Source organism: Streptococcus mitis, from assembly GCF_003942685.1.
GTDB lineage: Bacteria > Bacillota > Bacilli > Lactobacillales > Streptococcaceae > Streptococcus > Streptococcus mitis_CD.
Genome location: NZ_RJNR01000002.1, coordinates 98,136 through 121,660 on the forward strand (window position 1 = coordinate 98,136; position 23,525 = coordinate 121,660).

Here is a 23,525-nt window from a genome sequence, read left to right on the forward strand (position 1 = left end):
ATGGCTGTAAAATTTACAAAAACGGACGACTTAGACAAGATGTTTGAAGAGTTTGCGAAACTCCCTGATTTGAAACAAGTTACTTTCCCCGATGACAAAGAGAAAAAAGCCAAAGCAGAAAAGAAAAACTAGATGACTGCTTTCCAACAACTCCCATCGAGTGTGCTTCAGACTGGGGCTATTTTTCTCTCTATAATCATTGAAGCCCTACCCTTCGTTCTGATAGGAAGTATTGTTTCAGGACTAATTGAGGTCTATATCACACCTGACAAGGTTTATCATTTTCTCCCTCGAAATCGTTGGGGGAGAATCTTTTTTGGCACCTTCGTGGGGATACTTTTTCCCTCTTGTGAATGTGGAATCGTCCCCATTATCAATCGTTTCCTGGAAAAAAAGGTTCCCAGTTACACGGCCGTTCCCTTTCTTGTGACAGCACCTGTTATCAATCCTATTGTTCTCTTTGCGACCTATTCTGCCTTTGGCAACTCCTTCCATATCGCTCTGTTACGAGCTCTGGGCTCCATTCTTGTAGCTGTGATACTTGGGATTTTTCTTGGATTTTTCTGGCAAGAACCGATTCAAAAAGAAAATCGTTTGGCTTGTCATGAGCACAATTTTTCTCACTTGAGTCCTGCAAAAAAAGTTTTTCAAGTCTTTGTGCAAGCAATTGATGAGTTTTTTGATATGGGACGCTATTTGGTATTTGGCTGTCTTTTTGCCTCTATGATACAGGTCTATGTTCCGACTCGTATTCTGACTTCTATCAGCGCAACCCCTCTTTTTGCCATCTTGCTCTTGATGCTTTTGGCCTTTCTTCTCTCTCTCTGCAGTGAGGCGGATGCCTTTATCGGTGCTTCTCTTCTCTCAAGTTTCGGCTTGGCACCAGTTCTGGCCTTTCTCGTGATTGGCCCAATGCTGGATATCAAAAATATTCTCATGATGAAAAATTACTTGAAAGCACGATTTATCAGTCACTTCATAACGATTGTGACTCTTGTCGTCTTAGTGTATTCTCTCTTGATTGGAGTCATCCTATGATTCGATTTTTAGTTTTAACTGGCTATTTTGAACTGACCATTTATCTCCATCTGTCGGGCAAATTAAACCAGTACATCAACATGCACTATTCCTATCTGGCCTATATTTCCATGGTACTTTCCTTTATTTTGGCAATTGTTCAACTGTATATTTGGATGAAGCAAGTCAAAACCCATAGTCATCTGAATAGCCGATTAGCTAAAGGAACTAGTATTGCTCTTCTGGCTATTCCAATTGTCGTTGGCTTAACTTTTCCAACTGTTAGCTTGGATTCTCAGACCGTTTCAGCTAAAGGCTATCATTTCCCCCTATCGGAAGGAACGGATCAAGCCATTCAGACGAGTGAAGGGACGACAAGCCAATATTTGAAACCAGATACCAGTTCTTACTTTTCAAAATCAGCCTATGAAAAGGAGATGCGAACGGCGGCGGATAAATACTTGTCCCAAGATAGTATTCAGATCACCAACGAAAACTATATGGAGGTCATGGAGGCTATCTACGACTATCCAGATGAATTTGAGGGCAAGACAGTCCAGTTCACAGGCTTTGTCTATAACGACCCCAGTCATGCCAATAGTCAATTTTTGTTCCGCTTCGGCATTATCCACTGTATCGCAGATTCAGGTGTCTATGGATTGCTGACCAAGGGAAATACCCGACAGTATGAAAATAACACCTGGATTACAGCCAAAGGAAAACTGGTCAATCACTACCATAAAGAACTTAAACAAAACCTCCCAACCTTGGAAATTGACAGCTTTACCAAAGTCGATAAACCAGAAAATCCCTACGTGTATCGAGTGTTTTAAAAAAGTAGCCTAGAAAGGGCTACTTTTTCTATTTAGAAATAAGATCTAAAGTATGGATGATTTTATATAAAACTCCGATTTCCTACTCTCCATCCTTCCAATTCCGAGCAATTTCTTCATCTTTCTGGAGTTGATCTACCAGTTCTTCAACAGAGTCAAATTTGACCATTTCACGGACACGGTCTAGCCAGTAGACAATAACTGTTTCACCGTAAATATCATCTGAAAAATCAAAAATATTGACTTCAAAACGTGGCTCTTCTCCATCGAAAGTAACATTTTTCCCGACACTCGCCATTCCACGATATCTTTTACGCTGCACTTCGACATCAACTACGTAGACACCATCTGCTGGCATATAAGTTCGATCTCTTAGGACTAGATTGGCTGTTGGATAACCGATAGTCCGTCCACGAGCATTGCCATGAACAACCATTCCACGTGATGGTAGAGGAGTGCCAAGTAAATGACCAGCTTCTCTGACATCTCCGTCAAGAATAGCTTGACGAATACGAGTAGAACTAATTTTCCCCTTTTCATCCTCAACGGGCGGAACAATGATGATTTCTCCATCAAAATAGTCTTTCAAATCATCTGCAGTTTTCTTATCAGAACCAAACGTGTAATCAAATCCTGCTACAATAATCGCTGGTTTTAAAGCTCTAACATAGGTATCAAAGAACTCTTGACCCGTTAAACTAGCAAATTTACTACTAAAGTCAAGTAAGAAAAGAGCCTCTACTCCATGCCACTTCATCTTATGTTCTCGTTCTTCATGGCTGACAATATGAAGCATTAATTCTGGCTTATAAGGCTGTAATGCGAGCTTAGGGGACTCTGTAAAGGTCATCACGACAACTGGAAGATAATCTTTCATAGAAGCCTTGTTGGCTACTTCAAAAAGTTTCTGATGTCCTTTATGAATACCGTCAAAATAGCCTAATACAAGAACTGTTTTATCAGGTACTGCAATGTCTTTTTCATTTTTTATAGGTACTGTTGTAATCATGAAACTATTATATCATAGAGAAAGCCTTTTCGCTAAAAGGAAATCCCAAATGTCGTTTTTTGCCCCTGAACTGACCTTAAAAAACTTTTCAAAATGTTAGTTTTTAAAAATAGCATCCCCTAAGAGATGCTATCGTTTGATAACTAGCCTACTGTTTCTTCCAAATCTTTTAACTTCACCGAAACAATTTTTGAGACACCTGATTCTTGCATGGTCACTCCATAGATGGAATCGGCCGCTGCCATGGTCCCCTTACGGTGGGTCACGACAATAAATTGGCTGTCCTTGTCAAAGCGATTGAGATAATCTCCAAAGCGTTTGACATTGGCTTCGTCTAACGCAGCCTCTACCTCATCCAAGATAACAAAGGGGATAGTCTTAACTCGAATAATGGAGAAAAGCAAGGCTAGAGCTGATAGGGCTTTTTCCCCACCACTCATGAGGTTGAGAGATTGGATTTTCTTGCCTGGTGGTTGGACAGAAATCTCAACCCCAGCTGTCAGCAAGTCTCCTTCAGTCAAAATCAGGTCAGCCTGACCTCCGCCAAACATCTGCTTGAAGGTCACTTTAAAGGACTCACGAATAGCCTCAAAGGTTGATTTAAAGCGTTCTTTGACCTCATCATTCATCTCTGTAATAGTCTCAAGAAGCAGGTTTTTCGCAGACAAAATATCATCACGTTGGCTATTTAGGAAATCCAGACGGCTGTGGACTTCTTCATACTGCTCAATAGCGTCTAAATTGACAGGCCCCAGTGAGCGAATAGCCTTTTCTAAATCCTTAACCTCTTGCTCTGCCAGATTGAGATTTTCCAACTCATGAGACTTTTCTAGAGCTTCAGTATAGCTAATCTGGTACTGGTCTGTTAATTGACTTTGTAGATGGCGCAAACGCTCGCTGACCTTTTCTTTCTTGGCTTCAGCACGAGTTTGCTTGCGAATCCACTCTTCATTCTGCTGACGAGCCTGATCCAAATGACTGGCAATATCATCCAGCTGACCTTCTATATCATCCAACTCAAACTGCTTACGAATCAAACCTTGTTGGAGATTTGTTTTCTGAGTTTTGGCTTCATCAGCCTGTTGACTGAGCAAATCCGTATCAACTTTCTCAAGATTATCAACCTTTTCTTGAAGGAGGCGCTGGATTTCCTCTTGTTCGATATCTAAATTATCCAATTCCTTGCCTAAACGCTCAATATCAGCCACTTCATAACGTTTTTGTCCTTGCAGTTCTGTCTTAAGCAATCGAGCTTGCGCCACATCTTCCTGCAAGTTTTGATAGCGTTCTTGGATGGCATTTTTGTTAGACTTAATCTCTTCAATCTCAGCTTCCAGATTTTGCTTGTCACTGGCGATAGTAGTAAGGCGCTCTTGGCATTTTTCCTTATCCGCTTGCCAATCTCCCTCAGAAAGACGATTTAATTCCTCTTCTTGGAGTTTCCAAAGAGTTTCTAATTCTTCGACTTGTTGACAAGTCTGCTGATAAGCGAGGGACAAGCCTTGCTCCTGAATACGAGCCTGCTCTCCCTGAGATTTGATGGCTTCTAATCTTTCTGTCAATGAAACCAGTTCATCTTGCAAGGTCTTCAAACTCGCTTCATCTGAACGCAAGCTTGCTTCTTCTTTAGCAATTTCTTTTTGTAATTGCTCCAGTTCTGGCTTGATGAAAATGCTATTATTCTGACGATTAGCTCCACCTGCATAGGAACCACCTGTACGCAGCTCTGTCCCATCCAGTGTCACCATACGAACCTGATAACGAACCTGACGCGCTGCTGCACGCGCATGTTCCACGGTATCAAAAATAGCCGTCGTAGCTAGCAAGTTCTTGAAAATAGCTTCCAATCTAGTATCGAAAGTAACCAGCTCATCTGCCATACCCAGAAATCCTGGACTTGCAGCAATAGCATCTTGGTTCTGACTAGAAATCGTACGCGCCTTGATCGTTGTCAAAGGAAGGAATGTTGCACGACCAGCTCTGTTTCGTTTGAGGAAATCAATCGCCTTGGTTGCCGCCTGTTCATCTTCTACGATGATATGCTGACTGCTGGCTCCTAGCGCAATCTCTAAAGCAGTTTGATAATGCACATCAAAGGTCAGGTGCTCACTGACTGCCCCAATAATCCCACCAAGGCGGTCTTTTTCTTGGAGAACACTCTTAACACCTGCATAAAAGTTACTATGATTTCTCAGGATATTTTCCAAACTTTGGGCTCTAGCCTGCTTGTTTTTGAGACTATCCAGACGGTCAAAGAGTTGACTTTGTTGAGCTTGATAGGAAGTTTTCTGTTCCTCTTGCTCCTTGGAACAGATTTGGTAATCTGACAATAATTTCTGAACTTGCTCCTTGGCAGTTTCAAGCTCTTCTTTTTGATGACTAGCCTTCTCTTTAGCTGTAGCTAACTGTTCTTTCAACTTTTCTAGTTGATCTGCTTGTTTTTGAGAAAGCTGACGACTATTTTCCAATTCATTCTCAATACGGGTCAGATGGTTTGAGACATCCGCTTCTTCTTGTAAAAGAGATACAAAGCGTTCACGTAAGAGCTCAATCATCTGATCTGGATCGTCTGAAAAAGCTAGCAATTCAGCTTCTAAACGATTGAGTTTTTGATTATTTTGGACTAGATTTTCTTCTAACAGAGCTAAAGAGCTTTCTTTATCAGATTTTTCTTTGCTGAGTGAATTTCTCTTATCCTCTAAGGCAGCCAAACGAACTTGTGCTTCCTGTTGATTCAGGGCTACTTGCTCGGACTCCAGTTTTGATAAGGCTAATTTTCTCTCTAAATCACTAATCAGACTGGTCAAGTCCATCAAACTTCCTTGATCTTTGGCCATTTCAGCCTGCAAATCTTGGCGTTGCTTTTTAAGAGTTTGATTTTCCTCTTCTAATTTTTCACGCTTTTGGTAATAACTAGTCAATAGTTCCTGAACCTGAGCCAACTCTTCTTCTGTCGAGTCTAGTTCAGCCTTATTTTCCTTGATTTGAGCAACCAAAACATCTAAATAAATGGCCTTACGTTGACCTTCCAAGTCTAGAAATTTACGGGCATTCTCAGCTTGCTTCTCAAGAGGCTTGATTTGATTATCCAACTCGTAGATAATGTCCTCTAAGCGGTCTAGATTATCTTGAGTTTGCTGCAGCTTGCTCTCAGTTTCTTTTCTGCGAGTCTTGTATTTTAAAACTCCTGCAGCTTCTTCGAAAATAGCACGACGTTCCTCAGGTTTGGAGTTGAAAATCTCCTCAACCTTCCCTTGGGAAATGATGGAGAAGGAATCTCGTCCCAAACCTGTATCCAAGAAAAGGTCATGAATATCACGTAGACGGACTTTCTTACCGTCAATCTTGTATTCGCTATCTCCACTACGATAGATATGACGTTCCACCCTGATTTCTTGACCAGCGTCCTTGATAAATCCGTCATGATTATCCAGAGTCACAACTACAGAAGCATAATTGAGTGGCTTGCGACTTTCTGTTCCAGCAAAGATGACATCTGGCATCTTGCCACCACGGAGACTCTTAACACTTGACTCCCCCAAGGCCCAACGCAGACTTTCTGTAATATTCGACTTTCCAGATCCATTGGGTCCAACAACTGCCGTCACACCTTGGTCAAAGACAACCTTAGTCTTGTCAGCAAAAGACTTGAATCCCTGAATTTCGATTTCCTTTAAATACATGAATCCAGCCCTTTCTCAACGGCATTTTTGGCAGCTTCCTGCTCTGCTAATTTCTTAGAACGACCTTGACCTTGACCAATGCTCTTACCTTCAACTAGAACTTCTACATCAAAGACCTTATCGTGAGCAGGACCCGTTTCAGAAATCACCTGATAACGAATAGCCACATCCCCATTGACCTGAAGTAACTCTTGGAGATGGGTTTTGTAGTCTGTAATCATTTCAAATTCGCCTGCTTCAACCTTAGGAATCATGACTTGATAGATAAATTCCTTGACCTTGGCCACATCCTTGTCCAAAAGAAGGGCACCAAGAAAAGCTTCAAAGGCATCACCAAGAATGGTGTCACGATTGCGACCACCAGATTTTTCTTCCCCTTTACCAAGTTTTATAAACTGGTCAAACTTGCAATCACGCGCAAAGCCAGCCAAACTTTCCTCACGGACAATCATGGCACGGAGTTTGGACAAGTCGCCTTCAGGCTTTTTAGGATATTTTTTATACAGATATTCTGAAATCAATAACTGTAGAACAGCGTCTCCTAAAAATTCCAAGCGTTCATTGTGTGAAATTTTTAAGAGGCGGTGCTCATTGGCATAACTCGTATGAGTAAAGGCAGTTTCCAGTAAATTTTTGTCTGCAAATTCGATTGCAAAACGGCTTTTTAGTACAGTTTGTAATTCTTTCATACCAACCTCTTTCTAACTGATAACAGTCCTTTTTATTATATCAAAAAAAGCCCCCTGAGTCACTTTAAAACGGGACTGGAGGGGATTTGGGCATTCATTGGAATGAGATTTTCAGTTTTAGGGGCAAATTTAGGGCCGGATAAAGAAAAAAGCCCTATTAAAGGCTTTTTTAGGATGTTTACATCCACCCTGAGGGAATCGAACCCCCATCTCAAGAACCGGAATCTTACGTGATATCCATTACACTAAGGGTGGAAACTTGTTTTATTATAACAAAAATTTGCTCTAATAACAAGTTTTTTTCTGGTCAGATAGCCCGTCTTAGTGGGAAGCATCCCCATTCCAGATGGAGTTTTTCACGATCACATAATCAACGTGTTTAAGGTCAGCAACCTGACGCCCGCCTGCATACGAAATAGCACTTTGAAGGTCTTGTTCCATCTCAGTTAAAGTGTCTTGCAAATGACCTTTGGCAGGAAGCAAGATACGTTTACCCTCCACATTTTTGTAAGCACCTTTTTGATATTGAGAAGCTGAACCATAGTATTCTTTGAACTGTTCACCATCAACTTCAATCGTTTTTCCTGGACTTTCGATGTGTCCTGCAAAGAGGGAACCAATCATAACCATGCTAGCTCCGAAACGGATAGACTTGGCAATATCGCCGTGAGTACGAATCCCTCCATCAGCGATAATCGGTTTACGGGCAGCCTTGGCACACCAGCGTAGAGCAGCCAACTGCCAACCACCTGTCCCAAAACCAGTCTTGACCTTGGTGATACAAACCTTACCAGGACCGATTCCAACTTTAGTAGCATCCGCACCTGCATTTTCTAATTCACGCACTGCTTCTGGTGTTCCCACATTTCCAGCAATGACAAAAGTATCTGGCAATTCTTTCTTGATGTGTTGAATCATAGAAATCACGCTATCTGCATGACCATGAGCAATGTCAATCGTGATGTATTCTGGAGCATCAGCCTTGAGCTGGCTAACAAAATCATACTCATAGTCTTTAACACCGACAGATATAGAAGCAATGAGACCTTGCTCGTGCATGCGTTTAATAAAAGGAATGCGTCCTTCCTCATCAAAACGGTGCATAATGTAGAAGTAGCCCCCTTTAGCTAGTTGCTCTGCTACATTTTCATCCAAAATCGTCTGCATATTTGCTGGTACAACAGGTAGTTTAAAGGTATGATTTCCTAGAGTGACACTTGTATCAGCTTCTGCACGGCTTTTAATGACACATTTATTTGGAATCAATTGAATATCTTCGTAATCAAAAATTGGAAATTCATTTAACATATCGATGTCTCGTTTCTTTTGTAATGACCTACCTATGCTCTCGCATCACTACGTCTTTTACGACGTTTCCTTGATTTATTATAAACTAAAGTACAGTTTCTGTCAAATAATTTCATAAATTAAAATATATTGTTCGGTTTTTATTGTATAAATAATAAAAGAAAGAGGAGAGATTATTTTCTCCCCACTTCGTTAGCAATATTCCTTTTAAATATTTCTTCGGAGTTTTCCAGCATTTCACAAAATTCACTATAAGATGAAGACTCCTGAGGAATTTGGATAGACCATTTCTTCAACAAAGCTCCATAACCTGCTAACTTTCCTATCTCATTATCAACAATCTTGTCCTTGCTCGGAAAAACAAGACCAGCCTTCTCAGCTTTCAAAATATAAGAATAGGAAATCAGCTGGAATAAGTCCTCACGGTTGATTCCTTTTTCAGTCAATTCCAGTTTTTTATACTTAGCATCTAATACTATTTTAAGCTCTTCTTGATAAAAATCTGGATATACTTTTCTTTCTTGACTAGAAAATACTGAAATTCCGTCCGTCTTATCTTTATTTCGTGGATGGATGAAATCTTCTGGCAACAAGGTATGAACATACTCTTCCCAAAGCCAGGCAACATCAAAAAGAATACCATGAATTTTTTGATCTTGATACCCTAAACCGTGCTTTTCTTGGTTTAGGATCATCAGACAAAGTTCTTGTAACTTTCTGTACTCGTGAAAATATGCATGACGTATAGGTTTAGATTGATTTACCCGAATAATCTTAGCACGATCAGCTAGTTTATAAGAGGGCGTTACACGCACGATTTCAGCTACGTTTTCACGACTAGTTGAGAGATTATCTAGTACCCCTTGACCAATACTTTTCTGGTTCTTAATGTATTCAATAGTATGACGGACCAACTGCATGAGGGGATTATCATAGGTGAACTCTCTCGTTGTGTAGGCAATATTTCCTGTGAAAGGAAGGTTTTTCTTGAGATGGTTTCTTACATCAATCACTCCCTTAACATTACTGTCATTATGAGAAAATCGATGGTATTCCTTATAAAGACCTTTTCGAATAGCAGCTTGTAGATACTTGGGGAAGAGATACATCAAAAGTTGATAAAGCCTCTCTTCACGAGACAAAGCAACATCTAAACTAGTGAGATTGATATGAAGAACCTTGTGTAAGAGATAATGCAAAAAATGGTCATTACTCTCATCAGAAAAACGAGAGGAAATCGTTAATCTTTCCTGACCACAACCCAGAAAACCAATCACATTTCCTGTCTTGATTTCCTGATTAACTGTTTCAAAGATTTTTTGGTCCTTTTCTAAGTCAGGAGAATTCTTCAAATCATTTGGAAAAATGAAAACACGTTCATCTTGGGATAGACTTTCCAATGTTCTGTCTAAAAGAAGATTGCTTAGTTTAGGATATTCTTCAACAAATTCTTCTTTAACAATCTTGTGTTGATTATCAGTGATCCGCATCATCGTTTTCATCGCCTTCATTGTCATCAGCTACTGTCTGATCTTTTTGCTCATTCTTTGTCAGATCGAATGCTTTTTTCAATGTTTCTAGAGTTTCAGCTTCATCATAAGAACCACGTACATAATCTTCCAAAAGCGGTTTGAGATAATCAGACCAGAGTAATTCATAGTCAAAATTTATATACTGCAACTCACAGAAATAACTTGGTCCAATATGGTAATGACTGTTTAATTCTTGAACGTTTTCAATAGCAGCATTCAAGTTTCTTAGTCTAGTTTTAGCTTCTTCAGCACACTCACCTAGTTCTTTATCTAGAATATAAAGTTGACTTTCAGCCGTAACTTCAACAAATCGGAAACGACGACGCATAGCAAAATCAAAAGTATCAACAGATCTATCTATATCATTCATAGTTCCGATAATATAGACATTGTCAGGGATATAAAATTTCTCATCAGTTTCATGTAAATTAGCATATTGGGTAGATACACTTCCCTTTTCACCACGATAGCCTTTATCAATTGAGAAAAAGAGTTCTCCAAAAATCTTAGAAATCTCACCTCGGTTAATTTCATCAATGATGAAGACAAAATTATCTTGACCTCCGGTTTTCTTAGCGTCTCTAGCTTTCTGACAAAACTTCTTAAAAATGCCATCTTGGAGCTTAAACTCAATAGCTCCATCCCCATTTGATACCGGTCTCAACCCCTCTACAAAATCAGTATAGTCATAAGATGGGTGAAACTGTACAAAGCCTATTTGATCTTCATTGCCACCTGTTAATTCTAAGGCAATTTCTTTAGCAAGGTATGTTTTTCCCGTCCCTGGCGCACCACGAAGGATGAGATTTGGAGACTTTAATAGAGATTGAGTTAATTGATGACGAAAATTGTTTGATGAATCCATTGTACTATTTTCTTCCTTATTTTCCATAAAAAGCTTAGAATACTCAAAAAGCATAGTTCCTAATTTCGATGGCTCCAACTCAGGATAAGTTTTGGACACCAGTTCAATTATTTTATGATTTTGCAGATAAGGTCCACCTTGATTTGTCTGAGAAACAAAGTGGCTCCAAAATTCTTTCTGACTATTAATATTTACACCAAAGAAAGGATTCCCCTCAGAATAGATACAAAGTAATTTTGTCACCATAGCAGAACGACCAATAAATTCATTTGTTGATCTTTTCATATCAAAAATAGGATTTTCAAAGTTAAAACGAATACCTTCTTTGATAATTTCATACAAATCTGATTTTAATTTTGAAAATCGTTGATCCAACTCTGAAATCTCATTATTAGCTTGATCTTTATATTTGTTTGTTTTTTTATTCCAATAAATACCAAATTTTGAAGCTGAGCCACCAGAAATTCCAAGAAATAGATTTTTGTATTTTCCCTTCTCAAGAGCGTAGCACAAAGACTTATTTTGCTGTCCCTTTCCTATTACATATTCATCGATTGACATTGTTAAAATCCTATCTAAAGGCCATTCCTGGAGAAACTCTTCTTTTAATTTATCATTAAACTTTTCACCAGCAGCTGCCTTATTTAATAACTCTTCTTTATTTAGACTATACCATTTATAAAAATCTTCTAAACTAACTTTTCTTTTATTCATCAATCTAACTCCTTTTACTAATGATGTTTAAATATTAGCATTACTTATTAACATATATTTTATAAATAGAATACCATATTCTATAGAAAAAGCAAAGAATTTCTATAAAAAAGCCTAGTATTATGAGCTGTAATGTCTCTTAACACTAGACTTCTTTTTTATCTTAATAATACTCTCCCTGACGGTAGTCCCATGAGTTAAAGGTATCTGACAGGTGCATCATGATTTTATCAATGTCAAGCCCTTTACGAATCACAACTGGGGCTGGTGAAGTTGAACGTGCTCCTCCTTGTTCTGGAATAAGTTTACCATCTTTATCGACCATAGACACCATCACGCCTTGCTCGTAGCGAGTTTCAATCGTTTTGTCAGGTTGGATAGATGCCACATAGTCGTCTGCTTCAATGACAAGGTCCACTGCTCCTTCGATACGTTCTCCGATACCTTCAACCTTACCACGGTTTCCTTTTCCAGATGGGTTTGCAGATGAGGCATAAACCATTTTACCTTCTTCCCAAAGTTTGGCAGCTAATTGTTCTCCAGCTTTCCCGAATTTGATAACAAAACAGCTAGTACCACGCACGTCAGTCATGAGTTCTTCACGGCCATCCCCATAAGCTTTGAGTTTTTCAAAGGCTTCTGGTTTCCAAGGAAGGATACAACCGAGTAGAATGTCTTCGTCCCAATGTTTTTGGTAAAAGGCTTCAATTTCTGGGTTAAGTTGTGCTAAAGCGCGAAGCTCATCCATGCTACCACAAAGTACAACACCTGGCTTGTTACGGTTACGCTCTTTGGCTGCGAACTTGCGCTCAAGTCCTGCCTTGTCGCTAGTCATGATAATGTAACCAACTTTAGTAGGGCAAACGATACATCCGCCTTCACCTTTTAAAATGTCGTAGCCTTCTTGTGAAAGTGTTCCGTTCCATTGAATGTGTTTTGTCATAGTTCTATTTCCTTTTCTATTTTTTCTAATCCTGCCAGTAGGCTGGTCGTTGTTTTTCATATGCAGCAATCAAGTCTTCATACTGCAAAGTAATACCGATATCATCCAAACCATTTAAGAGCTTGTGTTTCCATTCGCTGTCGATTTCGAAAGTGAATTCTCCAACTGGTGAGATAATTTTTTGTTGTTCTAAGTCCACAGTTACCTGATCAGCTGGTTTCAAGTGGGCTAGTTTCTCTCTAACCTCTCTGGGCTGAACAATAGGTAACATGCCATTATTGAGTTCATTATTGTAATGAATGTCACCGAAAGATCCTGCAATCACAACCTTAAAACCATAGTCGGCTAGAGCCCAAGCCGCGTGTTCCCTCGAAGAACCTGCTCCAAAGTTATCTCCTGAGATGAGGATACTAGCTTTGCGGTATTCAGGTCGGTTAAAGACAAAGTCAGGATCCTCAGTATACTTGTCATCCAGATAACGCCAAGCATACATGAGGTACTTACCAAATCCTTTTTTATCAATTAACTTTAGAAACTGCTTGGGTAGGATTTGGTCGGTGTCGATGTTATCATTCATGAGAGGAACGGTCGTTCCTGTATAAACTGTAAATTTCTCCATATCCTCTCCTTACTGGGCCTCTGGCATTTGCCGAACATCTACGAAGCGCCCTGCGATAGCTGCCGCAGCTGCCATGGCTGGACTGCAGAGATGGGTTTTAGCACCAAAGCCTTGTCTGTCTTCAAAGTTACGGTTACTGGTCGAGGCGCAGTGGACACCATCAGGAACCTTGTCCGGATTCATCCCTAGGCACATTGAGCAACCTGGGTCTCTCCACTCAAAGCCAGCATCTAAAAAGACCTTATCCAAGCCCAACTTCTCAGCAGCTCGTTTGACAGGACGAGAGCCTGGAACCACGATAGCCGTTAAGTTAGGAGCTATTTTCTTCCCTTTGACAAATCGCGCAGCCAGCTGCAAGTCACTGAGACGAGCATTGGTACATGAGCCAATAAAGATATAGCCTAGTTCAATATCCGCTGGCTTTTGACCAGGCTCCAAATCCATGTAATTATAGGCACGCTCATCATTCATATCCTTAATTTCTGGGAATCTACTGTCAAAGTCAACACCCATAGCAGGATTGGTTCCCCAGGTTACCATAGGAGCCAAGTCTGAGACATCCATCCGGATAACTTTATCGTAAACAGCATCATCATCGCTGACAATTGTTTTCCAATCAGCCACAGCCTCCTCGAAATCTTCGGGAACACATTCCCGTCCCTTGAGATAGTCATAGGTAGTCTGATCTGGATTCATGATTCCCATCTTAGAACCAAACTCGATGGACATATTGCAGATGGTCATTCGCTCTTCCATGCTCAGTGCATCAATCGCTTGTCCCCGATATTCCACCACATAGCCAACACCACAGGCAACACCGTACTTGGCAATCAAGGCTAAAATGTAGTCCTTGGAATAAACTCCTTTTTTAGGAACTCCTGTGAATTCTACCAGCATTTTCTTAGGTTTAACTTGCCAGAGGGTCTGGGTAGCAAAGACATGCTCGACCTCACTGGTTCCAATCCCAAAGGCGATTGCTCCGAATGCTCCGTGGGTTGCTGTATGGCTATCCCCACAGACGATGAATTTCCCTGGTTGGGTTCGTCCTGTTTCTGGACCAACCATGTGAACGATCCCCTGCTTTTCAGAACCGTGGGCAGCATGTTCAATCCCAAACTCCTCAACATTTTCAGCAAGCTTATCAATTTGCGCTTTAGAAATCACATCTCGAATATCGTAGATATTGACTGTCGGGACATTGTGGTCAAAGGTTCCAAATGTCAAGTCTGGTCGTCTCAATCTGCGACCTGCGTCTCGTAATCCTTGAAAAGCTTGGGGACTGGTCACTTCGTGGATATAATGCTGGTCCACATACATGAGTTGGGGCTGCCCCTCTTCTCCTGTGATGACATGACGGTCCCATAATTTATCAAAAATCGATTTTCCTGCCATCCATTACCTCCAAATAAAATATAAGGCTACTAGTGTGGTTATCATCCCGAGAAACCAAACCGTCTTAAAGTACCATTTTCTAGTCTTGTGATGAAAGATGATTCCTGCTAACCAGGCACCAAAACCACCACAAGTAAAGGCTAAAATGAGTAAGATTTTCTCAGGGATGCGCCAAGCTCTTCTCCTTGCCTTGGATTTGTCAACGCCATAAATCACGAAAACCATGACATTCCAAATCAAAAGGACTAGAGTAATTTTTTCGTCTAACTTCATATCCTTGCAATAATAGCTTCCGTCATTTCCTTGGTCGAAGCCTGCCCACCTATATCTCTTGTTAAAACACCAGCTGCCAAACTTGCCTCAACAGCACGCTCGATACGCTCTGCATCCTCATAACGTCCAAAACTGTCTCTCAACATCATGGCAACTGATAAAATCATGGAGATAGGATTGGCAATTCCTTGACCAGCAATATCAGGTGCTGAACCGTGAATAGGTTCATAGAGACTTGGTCCATTTTCAGAATGACTGGCTGATGGCATAACCCCAAGTGTACCAGATAGAACGCTTGATTCATCAGATAAGATATCTCCGAAAAGATTTTCCGTCACGATGACATCGAACTTGGCAGGATTGGTAATCATGAGCATGGCAGCTGAGTCCACCAACTGGTGTTCCAAGGTCACATCTGGGAAATCCTGCGCGACTTCCTCAGCTACTCTGCGCCAGAGTTTTGATGTTGCTAGAACATTTTGCTTATCGATACTAGTAACGATTTTTCTGCGACTTCTTGCGATTTCAAATGCCTTGCGAATAATCCGCTCCACTTCCTCATAGCTATAGTCGTTGATATCACGCGCTTTTCGCTCTTCAAGGATATGGTCTCCAAAGTAAATCCCGCCTGTCAACTCACGCACCACGACAAAGTCTACACCAGCAATTCGTTCTGGTTTGAGTGGTGACAAATGCTTGAGACTATCAAAGATTTTTACAGGGCGAATATTGGCATAGAGATTGAGTTCCTTCCGAAGAACCAGTAAGCCTTGTTCAGGGCGAACCGCTGCTCCATCATACTGAGGACTACCGATAGCCGCTAAGAGGATAGCATCTGCTTCCCTACTTGCCTTGAGGGTTTCATCAGGTAAAGGATGCCCTGCAGCATCAATACCTGCACCTCCGAAGGGTCGTCTATCAATCTCATAGTCAAAACCTGTTTTTTCAGCTAGAGCTTCCAGAACCTCTAAACCAGCCTCCATGATTTCTGGGCCAATTCCGTCCCCTGCTAGAGCTACTATTTTCTTTGTCATAGCCTTCTCCTTTACACACTAGGCATATCGCGATATGAAACGCTACGTCCCATCTCACCAGCATTCTCTTTTTGAACAAAGGTATTAGCATTGATATAGGCAATAGCCGAAGCCTTCAGCACATCGAAATCAAGCCCTGCTGCATTAAAGATGGTTTCTGTATCTCTGTTTTCAACAGTGACCAAGACCCGAGCCTGGGCATCAATTCCATCTGTTACCGCATCAATGGTATAGGACACCAAGCGGACAGATTGGTTAAAGAACTTATCGATAGCATTAAAGATTGCTTCAACAGAACCTTGCCCTGTCTCATTAAATTCGACCTTCTCACCATCCATATTGGCTAGGCTAACAAGCGCTTCAATGTCATTATCTGCATGAGTTTGAAGTTGTAAATCATCAAAGTGGAAGCCTTCTGGGTTTTCAACCATGGTGCCAGCGACCAGCGCACGAATATCTGCATCTGTGATTTCTTGTTTCTTATCGGCCAGTGCCTTGAACTTAGCAAAGAGTGGTTTGATATCCTCTTCTGTAAAGTCTAGGGCCAATTCTCTTAGTTTCTCAACAAAGGCATGGCGACCAGACAATTTACCAAGCGGAAGACTATTGCTCTTAACACCAACCAATTCAGGTGTGATAATCTCATAAGTAAGAGGATTTTTAAGGACTCCGTCTTGGTGAATACCAGACTCGTGGGAGAAGGCATTGCCACCAACGACAGCCTTGTTTTTAGGAACTGGAATACCAGAGAAGCGAGAAACCATTTCAGACGTATTGATAGTCTCATTTAGGACAATACTGGTTTCTGCTTGGTAGTAATCTTGGCGAATATTGAGAGCCACTGCAATTTCTTCCAAAGCAGCATTTCCAGCTCGCTCCCCAATACCGTTGATAGTTCCTTCAACACGTCCTGCACCATTCTTGACCGCAGCAAGGCTATTAGCTACAGCCATTCCGAGGTCATCATGACAGTGAGGTGAATAGATAATCTGACGATCCGTCTTGACATTCTCAATCAAGTATTTGAAGATAGCTCCGTACTCTTCTGGCGTGGTAAATCCAACAGTGTCAGGGATATTGATATAAGACGCCCCTGCATCAACCGCTGTTTGAACAACTTGCAAGAGGAAATCCAACTCCGTTCTAGTCGCATCCTCAGGAGAGAATTCGACCACTTCAAACTTAGAACGTGCATAGGAAACATGCTCCTTAATAGCTGCCAAAATCTCTTCCTTGCTCTTATTGAGCTTGTACTTGCGGTGAATCGGACTGGTAGCGATAAAGACATGAATCTGTGGATACTTGGCGTCCTTAAGGGCCTCATAACAAGCATCAATATCAGACTTGACAGAGCGGGCCAAACCAGTCACCGCCGTTTTTTTCAAAACCTTAGCAATCTCCTGAACTGCCGTAAATGAGTCTGGGCTAGCAGCTGGAAAACCAGCTTCGATGGCTGAAATGCCCCATTTCTCCAGCTGCCTTGCAATGGCAATTTTTTCCTTGATTGAGAAGTTAACACCAGGTGTCTGCTCTCCATCCCGAAGGCTAGTATCTAGAAATTCAACTGTTCTCATAAGATTTCCCCTTTTCCAAATGTGGTTTTAAAAAAACATCTCGCTTAGAAGTCCAAGCGAGATGTTGATTCACTCCCGCTTGGTAAGCCAAACAGGACTAATGCTTTTTGCACTAGCCCGAGTACCTCAACAACAAAGCAAATTGATTAAACTTAGCTGTTTTCATGTTTGACTTTCTCCTTCGTTTGATATCTTGTTTAGTATTTTAGCATAGGCACAAGCACTTGTCAAGAAAAAATCCAATATTTTCTGAAAATTTCTTCAGTAGAGAATATTTTGCTAATTGAAAGTTCTTGAAAATCCTTGAAATATTTTATTTTTTCAAAGTTAAATTCCAACTTTTCTCTATCAATTCTAGCACTTCTTCATCTGATAAAGTATCATCAAGCGCCACACTAATCCAGTAGCGTTTGTTCATATGAAAGGCTGGATAAATGCCCTTTTGTGAAAGTAAGTTCGCTACTTGATCGTGCTTGAGATTGACTGCTTCCACTAATCCTTCTCTCCCCTTTTCCAGCTTATCCCAAGAAATTTTCATCAAAACGGCATACCACTTTTGATTGCCTTCATGTCTTAAAACTGCTGTATCAGGCGATTTCTCCCACAGATACTCCAACTGGTTTCCATACTGTTCCTGAACCTGAGTCATGATTCGCTTAGTCTGAGAACAGATAAAATCTTGCACATCAAAACAAGCCTTCCGAATCTGGTAAAGAATCTCCAAACAAGACTCACGGACACTTCCTACAAAACTTCCTCTCATACTTTCCATATGGACTTGAGGATAGAGGTCGCCCGTTTCCTGATCAAAGACCTGAAAATTCACATTATCAGTAGTGATGGAGACTGTCATGACAAAATCACCCTGCAAAATCTGGCAACTATAGGTCCAGACTTCCTCATTTTCTACAAAACCATAGGCACGAGCCTTTTCTTGATTAAACTGGTAAGATTTAAAAATTTCAAACATAAGTGAAAACTGCTACCCAAAGCTAGCAGTTCCTTTCTATTTTTTAAAAGACAACCTTGGTTCCATGCAATTGTGTCACGCCCAACTGGTCGATAAAGATTTGACGATTATCCAAGTCAATCCCCCCACCTGGTAGAATTTCAATTTTACCTTTAGCATGTTCCAAAATTCTGTGATAATGAGTAAAACGTTTGTCTAGTGAATCGCCAGACACACCAGCACGAGTTAAGATACGAGTGACTCCAGCTTGGCTGAGCCAGTCAATGGCTTCCAACTGATCTTCGTCACTCAATTCATCAAAGGCCATGTGGAAGACAATTTCCATTCCTTTTGATGCAGTAATCAACTTCTCTAGATTAGCCTTATCCAACTTCTTATCAGCAGTTAAAGCTCCAAAAACAACCCCTTGACTTCCAGCCTGAGCAGTCAATCGAATATCTTCTAGCATAATAGCAATTTCTAGTTCATTATAGACAAAGTCGCCACCACGTGGACGAATCATGCTCATAATGGTCGTATCGTAGTTGGTTGCCAATTCAACTGCTGCCTTAGTCACTCCATAGCTGGGTGTTGTTCCACCAACTGCTAGATTATCACAGAGTTCGATTCGACGAGCTCCAGCCTGCATCGCTTTTTCAAGCAAGGTCACATTTTCAGCACAAAATTCGTAAATCATTTGATTCTCCTTGAAGATTACTTTAAATTTATTATATCATATTGTTGTGAATATGCTTTCAATTTTATCAAGGGAAATAGTTACAAATTTTACTTATTCTTTGTCTGGAATAACCTTAAAGAGATAATAAGTGATAAAGATGGTCAAAGCTCCCAGACCGATTTTGACTGGTAAAAGAGGTGCAAAGTAAATGGAAATTCCCATCAAGATGTAGATAGATACGATGATTTTTTTCTTTCGTTCACGCGCAATAGACTTGGTCTCACGAAAATCAGCCACATATGCTTGATAGAGCTTGGTATGGTAAAGCCAGTCTTCGAAACGCTTGGAACTTCTGGAGAAACAAGCGATAGACAACAAAAGAAAGGGAGTTGTTGGCAACAAGGGCAGAACAACCCCAACAATAGCCAAGGCCAGTGATAAAAAACCAATAATTAGATAAATAATACGCATAACTACTCCTAATTAAAATAATCTTCTTCTAGTTTCGCATACAATGATGAATTTTGTCAAGTTCTAATCAAAAAGAGCCTGAAATTCACTTTCAGGACTCTCCTCTTATTTAATCTTTTCTTCTTCGTAGTCGCCATTGCTACAAACAACCTGCTTGCCACCACCACGAACTTTTTTCTCCATGAGGAAGTTGCCACATTTTGGACAATCACGACCAACAGGCTTGTCCCAAGAAGTAAATTCACAGTCTGGATAGCGATTGCAACCATAGAAGAGGCGGTTACGCTTGGTTTTACGTTCAATGATTTGTCCCTGATGACAACTTGGACACTCAACACCGATTTCTTTCACGATTGCTTGGGTATGACGGCAATCTGGGAAATTGCTACAAGCGTAGAACTTACCAAAACGACCAAGTTTAATAACCATTGGACTACTACACACTTCACAGTCAAATCCAGCTGGTTCATCCTTGATTTGGATTTTCTCCATTTCTTCTTCAGCCTTGGCAACCTCTTTAGAGAAAGGTTTGTAAAAGGCATCAATAACACGTTGCCACTGCTCTTTTCCAACTTCGACATCATCCAGTTTGCCTTCCATTTCAGCTGTGAAGGTCACGTTTACGATATCTGGGAAATATTCAACGATGAGCTTATTGACAATTTCTCCCAACTCTGTCGGTTCAAAACGTTTGGCTACAAGACGAACATAATAACGTTTCTGAATAGTTTCAATGGTCGGTGCGTAGGTTGACGGACGTCCAACCCCATTTTCCTCCAAGGTCTTGATCAGTGTCGCTTCAGAATAGCGAGCAGGCGGTTGAGTGAAATGTTGCTCTGGTTTGCTATTAACCTGCTTAACCACATCTCCAACAGCCATGTCCGGTAACATCTTATTCTTGTCAGAATCATTATAAATGGCAAGATAACCATCAAACTTAACCTGACTACCATTAGCAGCAAATTGGACCCCATTTTGAGACAATTTAACAGCCATGGTATCAAAGAGTGCAGCTGTCATCTGGCTAGCCACAAAACGATTCCAAATAAGGGTATAAAGCTTGAGCTGATCCTTATCCAGATACTTAGCAATGCTTTCAGGTGTATTAAAGACACTAGATGGGCGAATAGCCTCATGGGCATCCTGAGCTCCTGATGCATTTTTGACCTTGCTACCATGCTTAGAATACTTGCTACCAAAACGGTCCGTAATGAAACTTGCTGCTTCGTTCTGCGCTACTGGACTGATACGAGTCGAATCGGTACGCATATAGGTAATCAAACCTTGGACACCAGAACCAATATTAATCCCTTCATAGAGCTGTTGGGCAACCATCATGGTCTTTCGAGTACGGAAATTGATTTTATTAGCAGCATCCATCTGCATAGATGAAGTGGTATAGGGTAATGGAGCATTGCGCTTGCGCTCTTTCTTATCCACCTGATCCACTGAAAAGTCTTTACTAGTCAGACGAGACAAGACTTCCTTAACCTCATCATTACTAGTCAGTTTCATCTTTTTGCCATCTACTCCATAGAAAGCAGCCTGGAATTGCTTGGTTCCCTTTTTAAAGACAGCATCAATTGTCCAGTATTCCTCTGGCTGGAAGGCGTTGATTTCATTCTCACGGTCAATGATGAGTTTAAGGGCAATAGACTGTACGCGCCCTGCTGATAAGCCCTTCTTGACCTTCTTCCATAAAATCGGTGAAATCGAATACCCTACCAAGCGGTCCAAGACACGACGAGCCTGTTGGGCATCAACCAAGTCCATATCAATCTTGCGTGGTTCTTTAAAAGCATTTTTGACCGCATCCTTGGTGATTTCATTAAAGACCACACGGTTGGCATCATTTTCATCCAAGTTGAGAATATGGGCCAAATGCCAAGAAATCGCTTCTCCTTCACGGTCCGGGTCACTCGCAAGAAAGACTTTATTAGCTTTTTTAGCTTCCTTTTTCAAGTCATTGATGAGAGGACCTTTTCCTCGGATATTGATATATTGCGGTTCATAATTATTTTCAATATCAACGGACATACTGGATTTCTTCAAATCACGGATATGCCCGACACTGGCTAAAACCTTGTAGTTTCTGCCTAGATATTTCTCAATCGTTTTCGCCTTAGCAGGCGACTCCACGATGACTAGATTTTTTTTAACTGTTGATTTTTTCTTTTTTGTTGCCGTAGCCACAGTATCACACCTTTTCAAAGTAATAAACTTTATAAAGTGTAAACCATTTTGCCATAACTGTCAAGACTTAGCTCCTATATATAGAAGAAAAGTTGTTTAAGAAAGAAAAATTTTGTCTTAAAATTCAAATTCCGCAAGAACATCCTGCCCACTGGTGACCAATTTTGCCCCTTCTTGAATCAAATGATGGCAACCGTCTGATTGACCATCTAAAATGCTACCAGGAATAGCAAAGACATCTCGCCCTTCTTCCATTGCTCGCTCACAGGTAATGAGACTACCTGAGCGCATCTTGGCCTCTGCTACAATCACACCTCGACAAAGTCCAGCAATGATGCGATTACGGGCAGGAAAATGAAATTTTAGAGGTTGTTCACCAGGTCCATATTCACTTAGAACCAGATGGTCATTGCCGATGTAGTCTTGCAAGCGTTTATTGGCTTTAGGATAAAACACATCCAGTCCTGTTCCAATCACTGCAATTGTTTTTCCGCCATTCTGAAGAGCTGCCATATGCGCTGCTGTGTCAATGCCCCTGGCTAGTCCACTGACGATTACCAGTTCATTCTCTAGGCCTTGAATGACTTTTTCAACTGACTTAGCTCCCTGTTTGCTACAAGCGCGACTACCCACAACTGCTACCTTAGGAAATTTCAAGAGATCCAGATTTCCCTTGTAAAATAAAAGCACAGGTGCATCATAAATTTCACTCAAATCCCAAGGGTAACAGTCGTCTAAAATAGAGAAAGATTGAAATTTTTGAAATTCTTTCTCCAAATGCGCATCATCTATCTGAAAATAACGTTCCATAAAAACAGCTGGATTTCGGCAACCTGATATATCTGCAATATCACCTAACAACAGTTCTTGATCAACATTTTCACCGTATTCTAGGACATTCAAAATCTGTTGATTGGTCAAACCTGATTTTTTTAACTTATAGATTTCATAGTTTGTGATTTTCATAAATATCTCCATTTCTTTTTCTACTCATCTATTTATTCGTAAAAAAATCAAAAAACATCCGACTATTTCAGCCAGATGTTGGAATCTTTAATTTTCGTTTTTAAGAATTTCTTCTAATTTATGATAGTCTTGGACACTATCGATCTCATAGATGCTATTGCCTTCTAATTCTTCAACATAGACATCTAGCTCTTTGATATTATCCTTAACCATATTGTCCCAGTAGAGATCAACAAATTCACCACTTGCATAGGCCTTATCTATAAAGCTAACAATTTTTGCTGCTGTTGGAGCATCCCAGAAGGATACCCCACTAAGAATGCGACCAGCTTTGCTATCAACAATAATGTCTTGAACTTTGTAGTCATCCCCATAGACCAAGAACCATTCGTTGGTACAATCTTCACGATAAACACTAAAATAAGTAGAACGTGTCAAATCATTGCGGAACATATTTTTAAAGAGATAATTATCGGCATCGATAACGTAACTGTTAGCTAATTCTTCTTTTACAAGATAGAGAGAGTAAAAGTTATTGTAGTCAGCGTATTTATCATTGAAAACGAGGCGAACACCATATTTTTCTTTTAAGTAATCAAATTGTTCTTTAAGGTAACCAACAATGATGATGATATCATGGATACCTTTTTCTTTTAAAAACTCAATTTGGTATTCAATCAAAGGTTTTTGATTAACCTGAACCAAGGCTTTAGGGGTATTTTCAGTCATAGGACGCAAGCGAGTTCCCAATCCCGCTGCTAAGATGATGGCTTTCACACGAA

General features: G+C 40.6%; 21 protein-coding genes and 1 tRNA gene. 3 read left to right on the forward strand and 19 right to left on the reverse strand.

Annotated features, from left to right (window positions below):
- From D8855_RS10735 to D8855_RS02305, 3 genes are read left to right on the forward strand one after another with little or no spacing between them, the layout of a single operon-like run.
- The gene (locus tag D8855_RS10735; RefSeq protein ID WP_004234728.1) at positions 1-132 is read left to right on the forward strand and encodes an SPJ_0845 family protein; all 132 of its coding nucleotides are present in this window, start codon (positions 1-3) and stop codon (positions 130-132) included.
- Positions 133-1,038, forward strand: a complete 906-nt coding sequence (locus D8855_RS02300; RefSeq protein ID WP_033681715.1) for a permease — start codon at positions 133-135, stop codon at positions 1,036-1,038.
- The gene (locus tag D8855_RS02305; protein WP_033681714.1) at positions 1,035-1,850 is read left to right on the forward strand and encodes a TIGR03943 family putative permease subunit; all 816 of its coding nucleotides are present in this window, start codon (positions 1,035-1,037) and stop codon (positions 1,848-1,850) included. The genes D8855_RS02300 and D8855_RS02305 overlap by 4 nt, the downstream gene beginning before the upstream one ends.
- 82 nt (positions 1,851-1,932) lie before the next feature.
- Here D8855_RS02305 and D8855_RS02310 read toward each other — a convergent pair whose 3' ends face one another.
- From D8855_RS02310 to D8855_RS02400, 19 genes are all read right to left on the reverse strand, one after another.
- Positions 1,933-2,859 (reverse strand): bifunctional riboflavin kinase/FAD synthetase, encoded by a 927-nt coding sequence (locus D8855_RS02310; RefSeq protein ID WP_125415783.1) that lies wholly within the window; start codon positions 2,857-2,859, stop codon positions 1,933-1,935.
- Positions 2,860-3,002: 143 nt separating this feature from the next.
- Positions 3,003-6,542 (reverse strand): chromosome segregation protein SMC, encoded by a 3,540-nt coding sequence (smc, locus tag D8855_RS02315; protein ID WP_125415786.1) that lies wholly within the window; start codon positions 6,540-6,542, stop codon positions 3,003-3,005.
- The gene (gene rnc, locus D8855_RS02320; protein ID WP_125415789.1) at positions 6,533-7,231 is read right to left on the reverse strand and encodes a ribonuclease III; all 699 of its coding nucleotides are present in this window, start codon (positions 7,229-7,231) and stop codon (positions 6,533-6,535) included. Before rnc ends, smc begins: the two co-directional genes overlap by 10 nt.
- A 183-nt stretch (positions 7,232-7,414) precedes the next feature.
- Positions 7,415-7,486 (reverse strand) — tRNA-Arg (locus D8855_RS02325).
- Positions 7,487-7,552: 66 nt separating this feature from the next.
- On the reverse strand, positions 7,553-8,539 hold the full coding sequence (locus tag D8855_RS02330) for a GMP reductase (RefSeq protein WP_033688898.1): 987 nt from the start codon (positions 8,537-8,539) through the stop codon (positions 7,553-7,555).
- Positions 8,540-8,712: 173 nt separating this feature from the next.
- On the reverse strand, positions 8,713-10,029 hold the full coding sequence (locus tag D8855_RS02335; protein ID WP_064276078.1) for an McrC family protein: 1,317 nt from the start codon (positions 10,027-10,029) through the stop codon (positions 8,713-8,715).
- Positions 10,016-11,650 (reverse strand): McrB family protein, encoded by a 1,635-nt coding sequence (locus D8855_RS02340; RefSeq protein ID WP_064276076.1) that lies wholly within the window; start codon positions 11,648-11,650, stop codon positions 10,016-10,018. Before D8855_RS02340 ends, D8855_RS02335 begins: the two co-directional genes overlap by 14 nt.
- A gap of 163 nt (positions 11,651-11,813) precedes the next feature.
- The gene (locus D8855_RS02345; RefSeq protein ID WP_000160498.1) at positions 11,814-12,593 is read right to left on the reverse strand and encodes an L-threonylcarbamoyladenylate synthase; all 780 of its coding nucleotides are present in this window, start codon (positions 12,591-12,593) and stop codon (positions 11,814-11,816) included.
- 25 nt (positions 12,594-12,618) lie between these two features.
- Positions 12,619-13,212 carry a 3-isopropylmalate dehydratase small subunit gene (gene leuD / locus D8855_RS02350; protein WP_064276074.1) on the reverse strand — a complete coding sequence of 198 codons (594 nt, stop codon included), beginning with the start codon at positions 13,210-13,212 and terminating at the stop codon, positions 12,619-12,621.
- A gap of 9 nt (positions 13,213-13,221) precedes the next feature.
- On the reverse strand, positions 13,222-14,604 hold the full coding sequence (gene leuC, locus D8855_RS02355) for a 3-isopropylmalate dehydratase large subunit (protein ID WP_064276072.1): 1,383 nt from the start codon (positions 14,602-14,604) through the stop codon (positions 13,222-13,224).
- A gap of 3 nt (positions 14,605-14,607) precedes the next feature.
- Positions 14,608-14,877 (reverse strand): DUF1294 domain-containing protein, encoded by a 270-nt coding sequence (locus D8855_RS02360; RefSeq protein ID WP_049510538.1) that lies wholly within the window; start codon positions 14,875-14,877, stop codon positions 14,608-14,610.
- Positions 14,874-15,911 (reverse strand): 3-isopropylmalate dehydrogenase, encoded by a 1,038-nt coding sequence (gene leuB / locus D8855_RS02365; RefSeq protein ID WP_049510539.1) that lies wholly within the window; start codon positions 15,909-15,911, stop codon positions 14,874-14,876. Before leuB ends, D8855_RS02360 begins: the two co-directional genes overlap by 4 nt.
- 11 nt (positions 15,912-15,922) lie before the next feature.
- Entirely contained in the window at positions 15,923-17,485 is a 1,563-nt protein-coding gene (locus tag D8855_RS02370) for a 2-isopropylmalate synthase (protein ID WP_125415792.1), read from the reverse strand.
- A 313-nt stretch (positions 17,486-17,798) separates the two neighbouring features.
- The gene (locus D8855_RS02375; protein ID WP_125415795.1) at positions 17,799-18,455 is read right to left on the reverse strand and encodes an MmcQ/YjbR family DNA-binding protein; all 657 of its coding nucleotides are present in this window, start codon (positions 18,453-18,455) and stop codon (positions 17,799-17,801) included.
- Positions 18,456-18,498: 43 nt separating this feature from the next.
- A complete protein-coding gene (locus D8855_RS02380) occupies positions 18,499-19,131 on the reverse strand; it encodes a copper homeostasis protein CutC (RefSeq protein WP_125415797.1) in 633 nt (210 codons plus the stop codon).
- Positions 19,132-19,224: 93 nt separating this feature from the next.
- Complete coding sequence (locus D8855_RS02385) at positions 19,225-19,584, reverse strand: YbaN family protein (protein ID WP_001220352.1); 360 nt, start codon at positions 19,582-19,584, stop codon at positions 19,225-19,227.
- 105 nt (positions 19,585-19,689) lie between these two features.
- Complete coding sequence (gene topA, locus D8855_RS02390; RefSeq protein WP_125415800.1) at positions 19,690-21,777, reverse strand: type I DNA topoisomerase; 2,088 nt, start codon at positions 21,775-21,777, stop codon at positions 19,690-19,692.
- Positions 21,778-21,894: 117 nt separating this feature from the next.
- Positions 21,895-22,743, reverse strand: a complete 849-nt coding sequence (gene dprA, locus D8855_RS02395; RefSeq protein WP_125415803.1) for a DNA-processing protein DprA — start codon at positions 22,741-22,743, stop codon at positions 21,895-21,897.
- An 87-nt stretch (positions 22,744-22,830) separates the two neighbouring features.
- The gene (locus D8855_RS02400) at positions 22,831-23,520 is read right to left on the reverse strand and encodes a sugar phosphate nucleotidyltransferase (protein ID WP_000643956.1); all 690 of its coding nucleotides are present in this window, start codon (positions 23,518-23,520) and stop codon (positions 22,831-22,833) included.
- Positions 23,521-23,525 lie beyond the last annotated feature (5 nt).